9 protein-coding genes are annotated in these 17653 nt (G+C 70.2%); 3 read left to right on the forward strand and 6 right to left on the reverse strand.

Going from position 1 to position 17653, the window contains the following annotated elements; translation table 11 throughout:
* The first annotated feature begins 86 nt into the window (after positions 1-86).
* Genes MCHUDSM44219_RS28205 through MCHUDSM44219_RS28215 form a run of 3 tightly spaced genes read left to right on the forward strand, consistent with a single transcriptional unit; the run spans position 87 to position 7407 of the window.
* The gene (locus MCHUDSM44219_RS28205; RefSeq protein WP_048421592.1) at positions 87-3368 is read left to right on the forward strand and encodes an arabinosyltransferase domain-containing protein; all 3282 of its coding nucleotides are present in this window, start codon (positions 87-89) and stop codon (positions 3366-3368) included.
* The gene (locus tag MCHUDSM44219_RS28210) at positions 3332-6532 is read left to right on the forward strand and encodes an arabinosyltransferase domain-containing protein (RefSeq protein ID WP_162232112.1); all 3201 of its coding nucleotides are present in this window, start codon (positions 3332-3334) and stop codon (positions 6530-6532) included. Before MCHUDSM44219_RS28205 ends, MCHUDSM44219_RS28210 begins: the two co-directional genes overlap by 37 nt.
* On the forward strand, positions 6529-7407 hold the full coding sequence (locus tag MCHUDSM44219_RS28215; protein WP_048421614.1) for an MBL fold metallo-hydrolase: 879 nt from the start codon (positions 6529-6531) through the stop codon (positions 7405-7407). Before MCHUDSM44219_RS28210 ends, MCHUDSM44219_RS28215 begins: the two co-directional genes overlap by 4 nt.
* Here the strand turns inward: MCHUDSM44219_RS28215 and MCHUDSM44219_RS28220 are convergent.
* From MCHUDSM44219_RS28220 to pks13, 6 genes are read right to left on the reverse strand one after another with little or no spacing between them, the layout of a single operon-like run.
* Complete coding sequence (locus tag MCHUDSM44219_RS28220; protein ID WP_048421594.1) at positions 7404-8717, reverse strand: serine/threonine-protein kinase; 1314 nt, start codon at positions 8715-8717, stop codon at positions 7404-7406. The genes MCHUDSM44219_RS28215 and MCHUDSM44219_RS28220 overlap by 4 nt on opposite strands.
* Positions 8718-8742: 25 nt before the next feature.
* The gene (locus tag MCHUDSM44219_RS28225; protein ID WP_048421595.1) at positions 8743-9174 is read right to left on the reverse strand and encodes an RDD family protein; all 432 of its coding nucleotides are present in this window, start codon (positions 9172-9174) and stop codon (positions 8743-8745) included.
* Positions 9158-9586: a hypothetical protein gene (locus tag MCHUDSM44219_RS28230; RefSeq protein WP_109778032.1), complete on the reverse strand. Its 429-nt coding sequence runs from the start codon at positions 9584-9586 to the stop codon at positions 9158-9160. Before MCHUDSM44219_RS28230 ends, MCHUDSM44219_RS28225 begins: the two co-directional genes overlap by 17 nt.
* 9 nt (positions 9587-9595) lie before the next feature.
* Positions 9596-10510: a DUF4331 family protein gene (locus MCHUDSM44219_RS28235; protein WP_048421616.1), complete on the reverse strand. Its 915-nt coding sequence runs from the start codon at positions 10508-10510 to the stop codon at positions 9596-9598.
* Between the two features lie 26 nt (positions 10511-10536).
* Positions 10537-12111 carry an acyl-CoA carboxylase subunit beta gene (locus MCHUDSM44219_RS28240; protein ID WP_048421596.1) on the reverse strand — a complete coding sequence of 525 codons (1575 nt, stop codon included), beginning with the start codon at positions 12109-12111 and terminating at the stop codon, positions 10537-10539.
* Positions 12108-17633: a polyketide synthase Pks13 gene (gene pks13 / locus MCHUDSM44219_RS28245; protein ID WP_082162443.1), complete on the reverse strand. Its 5526-nt coding sequence runs from the start codon at positions 17631-17633 to the stop codon at positions 12108-12110. The genes MCHUDSM44219_RS28240 and pks13 overlap by 4 nt, the downstream gene beginning before the upstream one ends.
* Positions 17634-17653: the final 20 nt, after the last annotated feature.

Raw genomic sequence — 17653 nt, forward strand, 5'->3', positions numbered from 1 at the left:
CGTGGCAGCTTTCCTCCTTCGTGACTTAAGTACCTTGCGGCACGCCATATGTCTGGCCAAAGATTCGTCGCCTACCATCGAGCCTCGTGTCTGCCCGCAGTTCCCGTCTCGTCGCGATCGCCGCGGGCACTCTGGGGATCCTGGGAATCATCCTGTGCGCACTCGCGCCGCTGCTCCCCGTCCGGCAGACCACCGCCACCATCCTGTGGCCGCAGGGGGCCGGCGCCGACGGGAACGTCAGCAGCATCACCGCGCCGCTGGTGTCGGGCGCCCCGAAGTCACTCGACGTCACGATCCCCTGCACCGCGGTGGCGAGCCTGCCCGCCGACGGCGGGCTGGTGTTCTCGACGATCCCGCCGGGCGGCATCGACGCCGGGCGCAACGGACTGTTCGTGCGCGCCAACGCCGACGTCGTCTACGTCGCGTTCCGTGACACCGTCGCCGCGGTCGCGCCCCGCCCCGCGGTGAACACCGGCGCCTGCAGCGCACTGCGGCTGTGGGCCAACGTCGGCGCGGTCGGCGCGGACTTCGTCGGGATCCCCGGCGCCGCCGGCACCCTCAGCCTCGACAAGCGGCCCCAGGTGGCCGGGGTGTTCACCGATCTGCGGGTGCCGATGGACGCGGGAGCCGCCCCGGCGGCGACATCGGACACACGCCTGAACGCGCGCATCGACGTCGACACCCGCTTCATCACGACACCGACCGCGCTGAAGACCCTCGTGATGGTGCTCGGCGTGCTGTGCGTGATCGGGTCGATCGTGGCGCTGGCGCTGCTGGACCGGGTGTCGGGGCGGCGGCCGCCCCGCACGCGCGGCCGGGTCGGATGGGCGACCTGGGTCGCCGACGCCGGCGTGATCGGTGGCCTGCTGGTGTGGCACATCGTCGGCGCGCAGTCCTCCGACGACGGCTACAACCTGACGATCGCGCGGGTGTCCGGCGAGGCCGGCTACAGCGTCAACTACTTCCGCTACTTCGGCGCCTCCGAGGCGCCGTTCGACTGGTACCAGAGCGTGCTCGCCCACCTCGCCTCGATCAGCACCGCCGGGGTCTGGATGCGGCTGCCCGCCACCGCCGCGGGCATCGCGACATGGTTGATCCTGTCCCGGTGCGTGCTGCCGCGGCTGGGCCGGCGGGTGGCCGCCAACAAGGTCGCCGTGTGGACCGCCGGCGTGGTGTTCCTGGCCGCGTGGCTGCCGTTCAACAACGGGTTGCGTCCCGAACCGCTGATCGCGTTCGCGGTGGTCGCGGTGTGGATGCTGGTCGAGTCGACGCTGGGGACGCGGCGGCTCTGGCCCACCGCCGTCGCGATCGTGATCGCGATGTTCTCGGTCACGCTGGCACCGCAGGGCCTCGTCGCACTGGCGCCGCTGCTGGTCGGCGCCCGCGGGATCACGCGCATCGTCTCCGCCCGCCGCCGCGTCGACGGACGGGCGGCCTCGCTGCTACCGCTGGTGGCCGCGCTGTCGTTGGTGTCGGTCATCGTGTTCCGCGACCAGACGCTGGCCACCGTCGCCGAATCGGTGCGCATCAAGTACGTCGTCGGGCCGACCATCCCCTGGTACCAGGAGTTCCTGCGGTACTACTTCCTGACCGTCGAGGACAGCGTGGACGGCTCGCTGACCCGCCGCTTCGCGGTGCTGGTCCTGCTGCTGTGCCTGTTCGGCCTGATCATGGTGCTGCTGCGACGCGGCCGCGTGCCCGGCGCCATCAGCGGCCCGGTGTGGCGGCTGGCCGGCACCACCGCGATCGGCCTGCTGCTGCTGACGCTGACCCCCACGAAATGGGCGGTGCAGTTCGGCGCCTTCGCGGGGCTCGCGGGGGCGCTGGGCGGGGTCACCGCGTTCGCGTTCGCCCGGGTGGGTCTGCACAGCCGACGCAACCTGGCGCTGTACGTGACCGCGCTGCTGTTCGTGCTGGCCTGGGCGACCTCGGGCATCAACGGCTGGTTCTACGTCGGCAACTACGGGGTGCCGTGGTTCGACAAGCAGCCGGTGATCGCCCACTTCCCGGTGACGACGATCTTCCTGGTGCTGGCCATCGCGTGCGGCCTGCTGGCCGGCTGGCTGCACTTCCGGATGGACTACGCCGGCCACACCGAGGTCGCCGACACCAGCCGCAACCGCGCGATCGCCTCCACCCCGCTGCTCGTCGTCGCGACGATCATGGTGGTGCTCGAGTTGGGCTCGCTGCTCAAGGCGACCGTCGGCCGCTACCCCGTCTACACCACCGGGGCCGCCAACATCTCGGCGCTGCGCTCCGGCCTCTCCGACGAGAGCTGCGCGATGGCCGACGACGTCCTCGTCGAAGCCGACACCAACGCCGGCATGCTGGAACCGGTTCCCGGTCAGCGTTGGGGACGGTACGGCCCGCTCGGCGGCGAGAACCCGGTCGGGTTCACCCCCAACGGCATCAGCGACACCCTCGAGCCGGCCGAACCGGTCGCCGCGAACCCGGGCACCGTGAACTCCGACGGCCCGGTCGACAAGCCGAACATCGGCGTCGGCTTCGCGGCGGGCACCGGCGGCGGCTACGGCCCGGAGGGCGTCAACGGGTCGCGAGTGTTCCTGCCGTTCGGGCTGGATCCCAAGCGCACGCCGGTGATGGGTAGCTACGACGAGAACCAGCAGGCCGCCAAGGCCACCTCGGCCTGGTATCAGCTGCCGCCGCGCACCCCGGACCGGCCCCTGGTGACCGTCGCCGCCGCCGGCGCCATCTGGTACTACGAGGAAGACGGCTCGTTCAACTACGGCCAGTCACTCAAGCTGCAGTGGGGCGTGCACCGGCCCGACGGGTCCTACCAGGCCCTGGGCGAGGTCTATCCGATCGACATCTTCCAGCAGAAGGCGTGGCGCAACCTGCGCTTCCCGCTGACCACGGCGCCGCCGGAGGCCAACGTCGCGCGCATCGTCGCCGACGACCCGAACCTGTCCGAGGACCAGTGGTTCGGCTTCACCCCGCCGCGGGTGCCGGTGCTGCAGACCGTCGAGCAGTTCCTCGGCCCCGACACCCCGGTACTGATGGACATCGCCACCGCCGCCAACTTCCCGTGCCAGCGGCCGTTCGCCGAACACTTGGGTATCGCCGAACTGCCGCAGTACCGGATCATCCCGAACTTCAAGCAGATGGTCGCGTCGTCGAACCAGTGGCAGTCGGCCCAGGACGGCGGACCGTTCCTGTTCATCCAGGCGCTGCTGCGCACCGCGACGATCCCGACGTACCTGAACGGCGACTGGTACCGCGACTGGGGATCGCTGGAGCGCTACATCCGCGTGGTGCCGCGTGACCAGGCGCCCGACGCCGTCGTCGAGGAAGGATCGACCCGCGTGTTCGGCTGGAACCGGGGCGGACCCATCAGGGCCCTCCCGTGAACGACGTGAAGGTGGCGCGCTGGGTCGCGACGATCGCCGGTCTGCTCGGCTTCGTGCTGGCGGTGGCCACCCCGCTGCTGCCCGTCACGCAGACCACGGCGACGCTGAACTGGCCCCAGCAGGGCCGGTTCGAGAACGTCACCGCGCCGCTGATCTCCCAAGCCCCCGTCACGCTGAATGCCTCGATCCCGTGCGCGGTGATCCGCGGCATGCCCGCCAAGGGTGGCCTGCTGCTGGGCACCGCACCCGCCCAGGGCCGTGACGCCGCGCTGAACGCGATGCTGGTCAACGTCACCTCCTCGCGCGTCGACGTGATCGTGCGCAACGTCGTGGTGGCCTCGGTGAACCGCGACCGCGTCGCCGGGCCCGGCTGCCAGCGCCTGGACATCACGTCCTCGCACGACGGCACCTTCGCCGACTTCGTCGGCCTCCGGCAGGCCGATGGCTCCCCGCAGCGCACCGGGTACGCCGACCCGAACCTGCGGCCCGCGATCGTCGGGGTGTTCACCGACCTGGTCGGGCCCGCACCCCCCGGGCTGACGTTCTCGGCGACCATCGACACCCGCTTCACCAGCCATCCCAGCGCGCTCAAGCTCGCCGCGATGCTGCTGGCGATCGTGTCGACGGTGATCGCGCTGCTCGCGCTGTGGCGGCTGGACCGCCTCGACGGGCATCGCATGCACCGGCTGATCCCCCAGCGGTGGCGCACCGTCAGCGCCGTCGACGGCGTCGTGGTCGGCGGCTTCGCCCTCTGGTACGTGATCGGCGCCAACAGCAGCGACGACGGCTACATCCTGGCGATGGCCCGGGTGGCCGACCACGCCGGCTACATGTCGAACTACTTCCGCTGGTTCGGCAGCCCCGAGGATCCGTTCGGCTGGTACTACAACGTGCTGGCGCTGATGACCCATGTCAGCGACGCCAGCATCTGGATCCGGCTGCCCGACCTGATCTGCGCGCTGCTGTGCTGGCTGCTGCTGTCCCGCGAGGTGCTGCCGCGCCTGGGCCCCGCCGTGTCGGGCAGCCGGGCGGCGATGTGGGCGGCCGGCTTCGTGCTGCTGGCCGCATGGATGCCGTTCAACAACGGGCTGCGCCCCGAGGGCCAGATCGCCACCGGCGCGCTGGTGACCTACGTGCTGATCGAGCGGGCCATCACCTCCGGCCGGCTCACCCCGGCCGCGTTGGCCATCACCACCGCGGCGTTCACCCTCGGTATCCAGCCGACCGGCCTGATCGCGGTGGCCGCGCTGGTCGCCGGCGGCCGGCCGATCCTGCGCATCCTGATGCGGCGCCGCGCGCTGGTCGGCACCTGGCCGCTGGTGGCGCCGCTGCTGGCGGCCGGCACCGTGGTACTGACCGTCGTGTTCGCCGATCAGACACTGGCAACGGTGTTGGAAGCCACCAGGATTCGCACCGCGATCGGGCCCAGCCAGGAGTGGTACACCGAGAACCTGCGGTACTACTACCTGATCCTGCCGACCACCGACGCCGCGATCTCGCGGCGGGTGGCGTTCCTGTTCACTGCGATGTGCCTGTTCCCGTCGCTGTTCATGATGTTGCGCCGCAAGCGCGTTCCCGGCGTGGCCCGCGGGCCGGCCTGGCGGCTGATGGGCGTGATCTTCGCGACGATCTTCTTCCTGATGTTCACCCCCACCAAGTGGATCCACCACTTCGGGTTGTTCGCCGCGGTGGGCGGCGCGATGGCGGCGCTGGCGACGGTCATGGTGTCGCCGGTGGTGCTGCGTTCGGCGCGCAACCGGATGACGTTCCTGGCGCTGGTGTTCTTCGTGCTGGCGCTGTGCTTCGCGTCCACCAACGGTTGGTGGTACGTCTCCAATTTCGGTGCGCCGTTCAACAATTCGGTGCCGCAGCTGGGCGGGGTGAGCGTCAGCACGGTGTTCTTCGTGCTGTTCGTACTGACCGCGCTGTGGGCGTTCTGGCTGCACGTGCGGCCGGGTCGCGAACCGAGGCTGGTGCGGCTGCTGACCACGGCGCCGATCCCGATCGCCGCGGGCTTCATGGTGTTCGTGTTCATCGCGTCCATGGCGATCGGCGTGGTGCGCCAGTACCCGACCTACTCCAACGGGTGGGCCAACGTGCGGGCCTTCGCCGGGGGCTGCGGCCTCGCCGACGACGTTCTGGTGGAACCTGATTCGAACGCCGGGTTCCTGCAGCCGATGCCCGGCGACTACGGCCCGCTGGGTCCGCTGGGCGGCGCGACGCCGACGGGCTTCTCCCCCAACGGGGTTCCGGAGAAGATCATCGCCGAGGCGATCCGGATCACCAATCCGCAGCCGGGCACCGACTACGACTGGAACCGGCCCGTCAAGCTGTCCCGGCCCGGGGTGAACGGGTCGACGGTGCCCCTGCCTTACGGCCTGGACCCCGCGAAGATCCCGGTCGCCGGTTCGTATTCGACTGCGGCGCAACAGGAGAGCAAGCTCGCCTCGGCATGGTACGCGCTGCCCGCCCCCGACGACGCGCACCCGCTGGTGGTCATCACCGCGGCCGGGACCATCGCCGGCAGCAGCGTCGCCGAGGGCCTCTCGTCGGGTCAGACGGTGGAACTGGAGTACGCCACCCGCGGTCCCGACGGTAAGCCCGTACCGGCCGGCCGGGTCCAGCCCTACGACATCGGCCCCACGCCGTCGTGGCGCAACCTGCGCTACCCGCGCGAACAGATCCCCGCCGACGCGATCGCGGTCCGGGTGATCGCGGAGGACCTGTCGCTGGGCCAGGGCGACTGGGTCGCGGTCACCCCGCCCCGGGTGCCCGAGGTGCGCTCGGTGCAGGAGTACGTCGGCTCCAGCCAGCCGGTGCTGATGGACTGGGCGGTCGGCCTGGCGTTCCCGTGCCAGCAGCCGATGCTGCACGCCAACGGCGTCACCGACATCCCGAGGTTCCGCATCTCCCCGGACTACTACGCCAAGCTGCAGAGCACCGACACCTGGCAGGACGGCAAGAACGGTGGCCTGCTGGGCATCACCGATCTGCTGCTGCGCGCCTCGGTGATGTCGACCTACCTGTCTCACGACTGGGGGCAGGACTGGGGATCGCTGCGCCGCTTCGACACCATCGTCGACGCGCAACCCGCGCAGATCGATCTCGGGGAGACCACCCACTCGGGTCTGTGGACACCCGGGCCGATGCGCATCGAGCCGTGACCGGCACGACCGCGCTCGGCCGGGCCTCGCTCACGCGGGTGGTCGAGCTGCGGGTGCAGATGACGACGTCGCTGTTCGGTCAGACCCCCGCGCCGGCCTGGGCCGACCACGCCGACCTGCTGGAGCCGCTGTTCTGGGACCGCGCCGCCGACCAGTGGAAGATCGTCATGCAGACCTGGGTGGTGCGAGTGGACGGGCTGACCGTGCTCGTGGACACCGGCGTCGGCAACGATCGACACCGGCCGCACTTCGCACCGCTGCACCAGCTGCAGACCGGCTACCTCGACGCGCTGGCCGACGCGGGCGTGACTCCCGAGGCGGTGGACGTGGTGATCAACACCCACCTGCACACCGACCACGTCGGGTGGAACACTCGGCTGGTTGATGGGGAGTGGGCGCCGACGTTCCCCAACGCCCGCTACCTGATGCCCGAGCAGGACTACCGGCACTTCGCCCCCGACGGCGACAGCACCAACGAGGGCATGCGGATCGTGTTCTCCGACAGCGTCTTACCGGTGGCCGACCAAACCGAGCTCTACTCCGGAGACCACCAACTGAGCGAGTCGCTGTGGCTGCGGCCCGCCGCAGGCCACACGCCGGGCTCCTCGGTGGTCTGGCTGGACGCCGGCGCGCCCGCGGTCTTCGTCGGCGACCTGACCCACTGCCCGATCCAGCTGGTGCGCCCCGACGATCCGTGCGCGTTCGACGAGGATCCCGCCGCGGCGGCACGCACCCGGCACCGCGTGCTGACCGAGGCCGCGCGCAGGCGCGCCGCCGTCATCCCCGCGCACTACCCGGGCCGCGGCGGTGCGCGGATCACCGCCGATGACGACGTGTTCGCCGTCGACGACTGGCTCGACCTGCCCGCGATCTAGCCGTCGTTGGCGGTCGGATCGGCGTTCTCGCGGACGATGTCGCCGCGGCAGTCGTCCTGCGATCGGCTGGTCTGCTGCACGCACACCTGCACCGGGATGTCGCCGGTGCCGGTGGGTTTGGGGATGTCCGCCGAATAGAGCGACCACAGCGACTGATCCGAGCCGCTCACCCGTGCGCAGTACGCCTGCGATCCGGACTCGGTCACCCCGGCCGCACCCAGCATCGCGCAGTCCGCCCCGACCACGACGACCGGCACCGCGACCTTGTCGGGGCCGCGCGCAGGCTCGTCGTGCAGCACCACGAACAGTGCGGCCGCGACCGCCAGCAGCGAGAGCAGCAGCGCGAGTACGGCGAACATCCGGCCACGTGACCGCGGCGCGCGCCGGCCCGGGCGGGCGTGCCGCGGCCGGCCGGCCGCCTGCGCCGGCATCGTCGCCTCCGGGTCGGTGGTGCGCGGAAGCGCCACCGGGCCGGTGCGATTCGCCAGCGCGCGGGCGAAGTCGATACAGCGCTCGAACCGGTCCGCCGGCGACTTGGCCAGCGCCTTCTCCAGCGCCCCGCCGAGGCCGGACAGATCGGGCCGGGCCTCCGCGATCGACGGCGGCCGCGCCGACAGGTGCGAGCTGATCACGATCGCCGGATTGGAGTGCTGGAACGGCGGGGACCCGGTCAGCAGCTGATAGGCGGTGGCCGCCAGCGCGTACTGATCGGCCCGGCCGTCGATGTGCTTGTCGGCGGTGAGCTGCTCGGGCGCCGAGTACGCGACCGTGCCGACCGTCATGTCGGTGCCGGTGAGACTACTGACTTCCCCGACCCGGCGGGCGATCCCGAAGTCGGCGAGCATGATCCGCTCGTCGGCGGTCTCCGGGTCGGCGATCAGGATGTTGGCGGGCTTGACGTCGCGGTGCAGCAGGCCGCGGGCGTGGGCGTAGTCGAGAGCCTCACCGACCGCGGTGACGATGCGGACCACCAGATCGGGCGGCATGCCGCCGGGATACCGCTCGGCGAGCAGTTTCGCGGCGTCGGTGCCCTCGACGTGATCCATGGAGATCCACAGCCGGCCGTCGAACTCGCCGCGGTCGTGCACCGCGACGATGTGCGGATGCCACAGCGTGGCCGCCATGTCGGCTTCGCGGCTGAACCGCTCCCGGTACTCGCTGTCGGCACACACCGTCGGCGAGAGCACCTTCAGGGCGTCGTACCGGGGCAGCCGCGGATGCTGCCCGAGGTACACCTCACCCATACCGCCGGCGCCCAGCAACCGCACGATCGTGTAGCCCGCGAGCACGTCCCCCTCGGTCAGCGGCATGCGCGGATCCTATCGGTGCCTGTCGTCATGGGCGCGCGTAGACGACCCGGCTGCCGAACGCGATGTCCTGCAGCGACCTTCGGCGCGCATCCAGCGCCACCCAGGCCAGCCCCAACGGGAACACGACGCACGCCGCGGCGCGCAACAGCGCCACCACCGGCGCCAGCCGCCGCCCCCGGCGGCCCACCACCCGCAACCCCATCACGACCGCGCCGGCGGTGCAGCCCGACACCGCCCAGCAGCCGGCCAGGTAGAGCACCGCTGCACCGAACGCCACGGTCCCCGAGAACACCAGGTTCAGCGCCGGGAAACGGAACGCGCCCGGGTGCAGCGCGAGCCGGGTCAGGATCAGCCCGAGGTACAGCATCGCCAGCAGGACACCGACGACCACCAGGTCGATCACGGCCGCCACGCCCCGGCTGACCACTCCGGCGGCCCGCTCATCGTGGTCGGTCACGGAACCCCTGCCTGCGGCCCAGCACCCGGTCGACGAAACCGGACACCGCGTCGTCGGCACGCTCACCCTGCGTGCGGACATCGGTCATCACGTCGGCGGTCACGGTGCTCGTCGACTCGCGGATGATGGCCGGCAGGTTCACGCCGTCGATCACCTGCTCGGCCAGCCCCACCAGGTCGATGCGGGCGATCACCGCGTCGATCGCCTCCTTGGACACCCGGTCGCGCACGATCGCGGTCAGGTCGAGTTCGTCGATCACCGCCGTCACCAGCAGCGAGAGCACCGCCTGCGCCTCGCGCCTGCCGCGGGAGAACAAGCCGCCGACCAGGGGCAGTGTCTCGCACACCCGGTAGGCGTCCACCAGGGCGGAGTGCGCGGGAGCCGGCGTCGGTGCCGGGTCGGACGACGTCACGGCATGGCTCTAGTGCGGGGCGCAGAGGTAGGGGAAATCGGGAAGGAAGTCCTGGCGCGGTGCGACGTCGGTGAGCGGGGTGCGTCCGTTGGTGAGGAATCGCGCCCGGTAGTCGGCGACGTCGTCGGTCAGCGTGCGCCCGTTCGGGTACGCCGCAGGCTTACGCGGGTTGTAGGTCAGCACGTCCGGCAAGGTGCCCTCGGCGGTGATCGCGTCGATCGCCTCGGCGCGGGTGTAGCCGCCGGTCTCGACCATCAACTCGATCAGGTGCCCCATCCAGCGGCCCTGATCGCGGTTGGGCTCACCGGCGTTGAACTCGGCGAGCTGCTCGTCGTCGGGGAAGAACCCGCTGACCCACGGATGCCCGGCCCGGTCGGCGTGTACCCACGTCCCGTCGCGCACCACGCTCGCGCGGCCCCAGATCCGCACATCGGGGGCGGCGCCGAGGTAGTCGGTGGGCAGTTCGATCGCCATCGCGATCACGTTGGCGTTGGCGAACGATGCGTCGGCGCGCGCCCCGGCGAAGAACGAGAACGACCCCGACCGCGACCGCCACAGGTGCGGTTCGTCGTCGAACGACACGTCGAGCCCGCCGAAGATCTCCGACCCGGCGGCGGCGTCGACCCGGGCCTCGGCCTGCAGGCCGAGGCGGACGTCGACCTTCTGGCGAGGCGCCGTACGGTCGCCGAAAGGTTCCGTGAAGACGAAGTTGAACGCGATGTCGTTGCGCAGATCGCCGTCGTTGTCGATCGCGATCCGGTACACCGCGTCGGGGTGCATCGCGTCCGCCTTCGGGTTGGCGGTGAGGATCAGCGCGGTGCGCCCGGGGTCCTTCGGGGACGGGAACACGTACAGATCGCACAGGTCCAGGCGCGGATCGCCCAGCGGCGCGCCACGACGCAGCCCGGTGAAGTCAGTCGACACGCTGTCCATCCAACCGCACCGGCGATCTAGATGGGCGTCAGGCCATGCTTGCGCTGGACCCGGTTGATCTGCTTGTCCCTCAGCAGACGCATGCAGTTGCGCAGCAACAGCCGGGTCTGGTGCGGCTCGATGACGCCGTCGATGAAGCCGCGTTCGGCCGCGATCCACGGCGTGGCCAGGCTCGTGTTGTAGCCCTCGATGAAATCGGCCCTGATCTTCTGCACCTCGGGCGCCGTCGGATCCGGGAACCGCTTCACGAGCAGCTGGGCCGCACCCTCGGCGCCGATCACGGCGATGCGGGCGGTCGGCCACGCGAAGTTGAAGTCCGATGTCAGCTGCTTGGAGCCCATCACCGCGTAGGCCCCGCCGTAGGACTTGCGGATCGTGATCGTCACCTTCGGGATGTCCGCCTCGACGACGGCGTTGAGGAAGCGGCCACCGCGCTTGATGATGCCGCCCTTCTCCTGCTCCACGCCCGGCATGAAGCCGGGAGTGTCGACGACGAACACCAGCGGGGTGTTGAACGAGTCGCAGAACCGGACGAAGCGGGCCGCCTTGTCGGAGGCCTCGTTGTCGATCGCGCCCGACATGTACATCGGCTGGTTGGCGATGACACCGACGGGCCGGCCGTCGACGCGGGCGAACGCGGTGATGATCGCCGGGCCGGACTGCTCGCCGACCTGGAACACGTCGCCGTCGTCGAAGATCCGCAGCAGGATCTCCATCATGTCGTAGGCCTGGTTGTCCGCGTCCGGCACGATCGCGTCGAGCTCCAGATCGTGCGGGGTCACCTCCGGCTCGAGACCCGGGTTGACGATGGGCGGGTCGTCGAAGGTGTTGCCGGGCAGGAAGCTCAGGTAGTCGCGCACGTACTGGAACGCGGCGGCCTCGGACTCCACCACCTGGTGGATGTTGCCGTAGCGGGCCTGAGCGTCGGCGCCGCCGAGTTCGTCGAGCGTGACGTCCTCGCCGGTGACGTCCTTGATGACGTCGGGGCCGGTGACGAACATGTAGCCCTGGTCGCGCACCGCGACGACGAGGTCGGTCTGGATCGGCGAGTACACCGCACCGCCGGCGCACTTGCCGAAAATCAGCGAGATCTCGGGCACCAGACCGCGCAGCAGTTCGTGCCGGCGGCCCAGCTCGGCGTACCAGGCCAGCGACGTCGCGGTGTCCTGGATGCGGGCGCCCGCGGAGTCGTTGATGCCGATGATCGGGCAGCCGACCATCGCCACCCACTCCATCAGCCGGGCGACCTTGCGGCCGAACATCTCGCCGACCGAGCCCTGGAACACCGTCTGGTCGTGGCTGAACACGCCGACCGGCCGGCCGTTGATGGTGCCGTGCCCGGTGACCACGCCGTCGCCGTAGAGCGCGTCGGGATCGCCCGGCGTCTTGGCCAGCGCACCGATCTCCAGGAAGCTGCCGGGGTCGAGCAGCGCGTGGATCCGGGCTCGCGCGGACGGGATGCCCTTCTTCTCGCGCTTGGCGACGGCCTTCTCGCCGCCGGGCTCCTTGGCGAGCTCCAGCTTCTCCCGGAGTTCGGCCAACAGTTCGGCGCTCGTCTTCGGGTGGTGGGTGGGAGAAATCTCAGTCGTCACTTGCTCTCGCTCTCCGCTACGGCTGCATTGCTCACTGCGTTCGCTTCCGCTGCATTGCTCACTGCGTTCGCTTCCGCTGCATTGCTCACTGCGTTCGCTTCCGCTGCATTGCTCACTGCGTTCGCTTCGATGACGTGGATCGCCTCGCTCAGGTGCGCTCCGACCTTCGCAATGTACGGCTCGTCGATGACCTGGATGTGTTCGCCCCCGACCGGCACGATCTCCAGATCCTCCACGAATTCGCCCCAGCCGCCGTCGGGCTGACGGACGGCGTAGCGCGGTTCGAAGAAGATCGCGTCGTCGTGGTAGCGGTCGGCCATGTACAGCGTGACGTGGCCGTCGTAGGGCTGGATCTCCGCGGTCTCGAGCAGCCGGTTGTCCAGGTACGAGGTGCGCTGGTGCTCGATGATGCCGCCCGGGATCTCCACGCCGGCCTGTTGCACGGCGTCGAGCACGTAGCGGACCTGACCCTCGTCGTCGAGCGCCTCGAGTTCCTCGTAGGGGATCTCGGGGATCTCGACGTTGAAGGTGCGCTGCGCGAACAACGCGTAGCGATCCCACCGGGCCCGCGTCTCCTCCTTGGTCTGCGGGATCTCCTCGCCGGGACGCACCATGTCGATGAGTCCGACGAACCGCACGTCGGCGCCTTCGCGCTTCAGCCCGATCGCGCAGGCGTAGGCCAGCGCCCCGCCCAGCGACCAGCCGACCAGGATGTAGGGGCCGTCGCCCTGGATCTCCCGCAGCTTCGGCAGATACTCGGCGGCGCGCTCCTCGACCGAGCCCTCGACCCGCTCGAACCCGTACATCGGGGTGTCGGGCGGCAGTCGCTTGAGCAGCGGCTCGTAGACGACGGTGGACCCGCCGGCCGGGTGGAAGACGAACACCGGGATCCGTGTGGACCCTTCGGGGCGGGCCCGGATGGTCCGCACGAAACCGTCCACCTTGCCACCCTCGAGGTACTGGCGGACGGTGGTGGACAACTCCTCGATCGTCTTGGCCGCGCGGACGTCATCGACGGTGATCGTGCCCTCGTCGGCGCGTTCGGTGAGCCGCTCGGCGATCTTGGCCGCGGTGGCGTCGTCGAGCTTGGGCAGCTCGGTGAAGATGCCGCCCGGCGACTTACCGGTGACGATCGCCCACGTCGCGAACGTGACGCGCTCGGCGGCGTCACGGGGCGGCACGTCGGCGCCGAGCGCCTCGGTGACCGCCTCCTGGGTCAGCACCTTCGCGGCCAGGCTCGCGGCACTAGGCTTGTCGGGCCCCGCGGGGTTGGTCGGCGGCGGGGGGATGCCGGGTCCCGAGGGGTCGGTCGGCGGAGCGGGGACCGCGACATCGGACTGCGGAGGCGGGACCGTCAGATCCTTCTGGGCCTCCACGGAGTCGGTGGCAATCTTCTCGACGGCGTCGGCGGCGATCGGGTGGCCCGCCTCGGCGAGCTTGGCTTCGAGCTCGGCGACGGTGCTGGCGCCGCCCATCAGCTCGGCCTGCGCGGCCGCGATCTCCTCGGGGGTCTGGCCCTTCTGCGACTCGGCGAGCTGGTCGACCTCGTCGCGGTGCTCGATCGCGTAGGCGATGAGCTTCTCGACGGCGTAGAGGTTCGCGTCGCGCACCGCGGTCAGCTGGATCGGCGGGAGGTCGAAGTCGTATTCGACGCGGTTCTTGATGCGCACCGCCATCAGCGAGTCGAGACCGAGCTCGATCAGCGGCACCTCCCACGGCAGGTCCTCGGGCTCGTAGCCCATGGCCGCGCCGACGATCGCGCCGAGCCGATCGCCGATGGTCTCGCCGGACTCCGGCGACCACTTGGCGAAGCCGGCCGCGAGACCGGCGCCGGCGGTGAGGTTGTCGTGCAGGATCGCCGCGTCGTCCTCGGGCTCGGGTTCGGACGTTGCCACCGCGGCGATCTCGGCGACGGTGCCCGCGCCGACGGCGGTCGGAAGCGCGGTCTGCGCGCCGCCGCGACTGACGATCGCGTCGTAGACGAGCGTGAACGATTCATCGATACGGGCGTGCACCTGCACCGCCGCACCGCCGGGATGACGGGTCAGCGTGGTCACCAGCTTCGACCCCTCGCCGGGCACGGCGCGCTGCTCCGAGGCGACCAGCTTGGCATCCGGAAGCACCGCTACCGCAGCAGATTTCACCAGCGCCGCCAGATCGGTCTCCCCGCGCGGGCTGTACTCCCACACGTGCCGGCCGTCTGGGGTGGCCACGTGGCTGCCGGGCATGACCCCCGAGCTGTCGCCGGTGAAGTGCGCGTCGAGCCAGTGCGGTTTGCGCTTGAAACGGGTCGGCGGGATGGCCGCGAAGTCCAGCGCCCCACCCAGGCCCCGCGACTTCCGGGGGAACAGCGTGCGGAAGTCGAGATCGTGGCCGTGCACGAACAGATGCGCCATGGCCGTGGTCATCGAGTCGACCTCGTCCTGCTTGCGGGCGAGCGTCGGAATCAGTTGCGCGTCATGCAGACCCGCATCGGCGGTGGTCAGCCCGACCTGCATCAGGGCGACCGGGTTCGGCGCCAACTCGAGGAAAGTGGTGTGGCCGTTGTCGACGGCGTTACGGATGCCGTGCGTGAAGTAGACGCTGTGCCGCAGCCCCTTCTTCCAGTAATCCACGTCGTGGATGGGCTCCGCGCCGGCCCGGACCAGGCTGCCCTCGTGCACGGTCGAGTAGTACGCGACCTGCACCGGATGCGCTTCGATGCCTTGCAGTTCCGCGGCGAGCTCACCGAGCAGCGGATCCATCTGCGAGGTGTGGCTGGCGCCCTTGGTCTGGAACTTGCGGGCGAACTTGCCCTCCGACTCCGCGCGGGCGATGATCGCGTCCACCTGGTCGGGCGGGCCGCCGATGACGGTCTGCGTCGGGGCCGCGTAGACGCACACCTCGAGGTCCTTGAAATCCGAGAACACGGTCTCGATCTCCGCGGCGGAGTACTCCACCAGGGCCATCAGTCGGATGTACTCGCCGAACAGCATCGCCTCGCCCTCACCCATCAGGTGGCTGCGCGAGCAGATGGTGCGGGTGGCGTCCTCCAGCGACAGACCGCCGGCGAAGTAGGCCGCGGCGGCTTCGCCGAGTGACTGTCCGATCAGCGCACCGGGTTTCGCGCCGTGCGCCTTGAGCAGCTCACCGAGGGCGACCTGGATCGCGAAGATGACCAGCTGCACCTTCTCGATCGGGAGCTCGGTGGTCTCGTCGGTGTAGTCGATCGCGTCGTCGAGGATGAGCTCGAGGATGGAGTGCCCGCGCTCGTCCTGGATGAGGCTGTCCACCTTGTTGATCCACTCGGCGAAGATCTCGTCGCGCAGGTAGAGGCTCTTGGCCATCTTGCGGTGCTGCGCGCCGAAACCGGCGAGCACCCACACCGGCCCGTTGGTGACGGGCCCGTCGGCGCTGAGCACGATCGGGTTGGGCTTGCCCTCGGCCAGCGCCCGCAGGCCCTTGATCGCCTCGTCGTGGTCGTGGGCCAGCACCACCGCGCGGGAGCGGCCGTGGTTGCGCCGCGACAGCGAGCGGCCGATCGACTCCAGCGACGAGGCGCGCCCCTCGGGGCTGTCGATCCAGTCCGCGAGTTCGGCGGCGGCCGCCTTCTTGCGTGAGGTGAGGAATCCCGAAACAGCAAGCGGCACAACTGGAACGGTCGGGTTCTCCGCCTCGGCGGCCGCCAGCTCCTCGCGGGCCACCTCCAGCAGGCGCAGCGCCTCGTCGGTCAGGCCGGGCAGCTCGTAGTCGTCGCCGGCGGCGGCGGGCACGTCGAGCGCGTCGTCGTCACCGTCATCGTCACCATCGAGAAATTCGCCGTACTCGTCCATCCGCACGCCGCCGACGTAGACGGCCTTGGCGTCGTCGTTGGCGGGTGTCACCACCGCGACGTCGGGTTCGGGGGCCGGCTCGACCAGATCGCTGGCCAGCACCTCGCGCACCACCAGGTGGGCGTTGGCGCCGCCGAAGCCGAACCCGGACACGCCGGCGATGGCGCGGCCACTGTAGCGCGGCCAATCGGTCACCGTGTCGGCGACCTTGAGATGTTCCTTGTCGAAGTCGATGTAGGGGTTCGGGCCGGTGTAGTTGATCGACGGCGGGATCTTGTCGTTGCGCAGCGCCAGCGCGACCTTCGCCAGGCTCGCCGCACCGGCGGCCGACTCGAGGTGTCCCACATTGGATTTCACCGCGCCCAGCAGCGCGGGCTTGTCGGCGGCGCGACCGCGGCCGATGACGCGGCCCAGCGCGTCGGCCTCGATCGGATCGCCGAGGATGGTGCCGGTGCCGTGCGCTTCGACGTAGTCGACGGCGCGCGGGTCGATGCCGGCGTCCTTGTACGCCTTGCGCAGCACCGCTTCCTGAGCGTCCGGGTTCGGCGCGAGCATGCCGTTGGAGCGGCCGTCGTGGTTGACCGCACCGCCGGCGATCACGGCCAGGATGTCGTCGCCGTCGCGGCGCGCGTCGGCGAGCCGCTTGAGCACCACCATGCCGCCGCCCTCGGAGCGCGCGTAGCCGTCGGCGTCCTGGGAGAACGACTTGATCCGGCCGTCGGGCGCCAGCACGCCGCCGACCTCGTCGAAGCCCAACGTGACCAGCGGGGTGATCAACGCGTTGACGCCACCGGCGATCACCACGTCGGCATCCCCGGCGCGCAGCGCCTTCATGCCCTCGTGCACGGCGACCAGCGCCGACGAGCACGCGGTGTCGATGGCCATCGACGGGCCGCGGAAGTCGTAGAAGTAGGAGACCCGGTTGGCGATGACCGCGCTCGAGTTACCGGTGATCGCATACGGGTGCGCGACGGTGGGGTCGGCCACCGACATGAACATGTAGTCGTTGACCGAGCTGCCGATGAACACGCCGACGTTCTCACCTCGCAGGCTCGACGCCGGAATCCGGGCGTGCTCCAACGCTTCCCACGTCAGCTCCAGCGCCATGCGCTGCTGCGGGTCGATGTTGTCGGCTTCCATCTTCGACAGCGCGAAGAACTCGGCATCGAAGCCCTTGATGTCGGTGAGGTATCCGCCGCGGGTGCGGGCCTTGGCGACCCGCTCGGCGATGCGCGGCTCGGACAGGAACTCCGACCACCGGCCCTCGGGCAGGTCGGTGATCGCGTCACGGCCGTCGAGCAGCGCCGACCACATCTCGTCGGGGGTGTTCATGTCGCCGGGGAACCGGGTGCCGACGCCGACGATCGCGATGTTCAGCCGGCCCTCGTCGCCGTCGCGCGACCAGTCCTCGCTGTCGATGTCCGACAGATCATCTTCGGGCTCGCCCTCGATGATCACCGTGGCCAGGGACTCGATCGTCGGGTGCCGGAACGCGATCGTCGCGGTCAGCGTCACACCGGTCAGGTCCTCGATGTCGCTGGCCATCGCGACCGCGTCGCGGGAGGACAGCCCCAGCTCCACCATCGGCGTGGACTCGCTGATGGAGTCGGGTGACTGGCCGGTCGCGTTGCCGATCCAGTTGCGCAGCCACTCCCGCATCTCGTTGACGGTCATGTCCTGACCGCCCGGATTGTCTTGCGACTCAGCCATGTTCCATACCCTCACGATCG

Origin of the sequence: Mycolicibacterium chubuense (assembly GCF_001044255.1) — a bacterium.
Lineage (GTDB): Bacteria > Actinomycetota > Actinomycetes > Mycobacteriales > Mycobacteriaceae > Mycobacterium > Mycobacterium chubuense.

What these genes read in the sequence shown, in the direction of transcription:
- MCHUDSM44219_RS28220 (WP_048421594.1), bottom strand. Translation starts at nt 8,717, where the DNA reads ATGCCGCTGACCGAGGGGGACGTGCTCGCGGGCTACACGATCGTGCGG.
- pks13 (WP_082162443.1), bottom strand. Translation starts at nt 17,633, where the DNA reads ATGGCTGAGTCGCAAGACAATCCGGGCGGTCAGGACATGACCGTCAAC.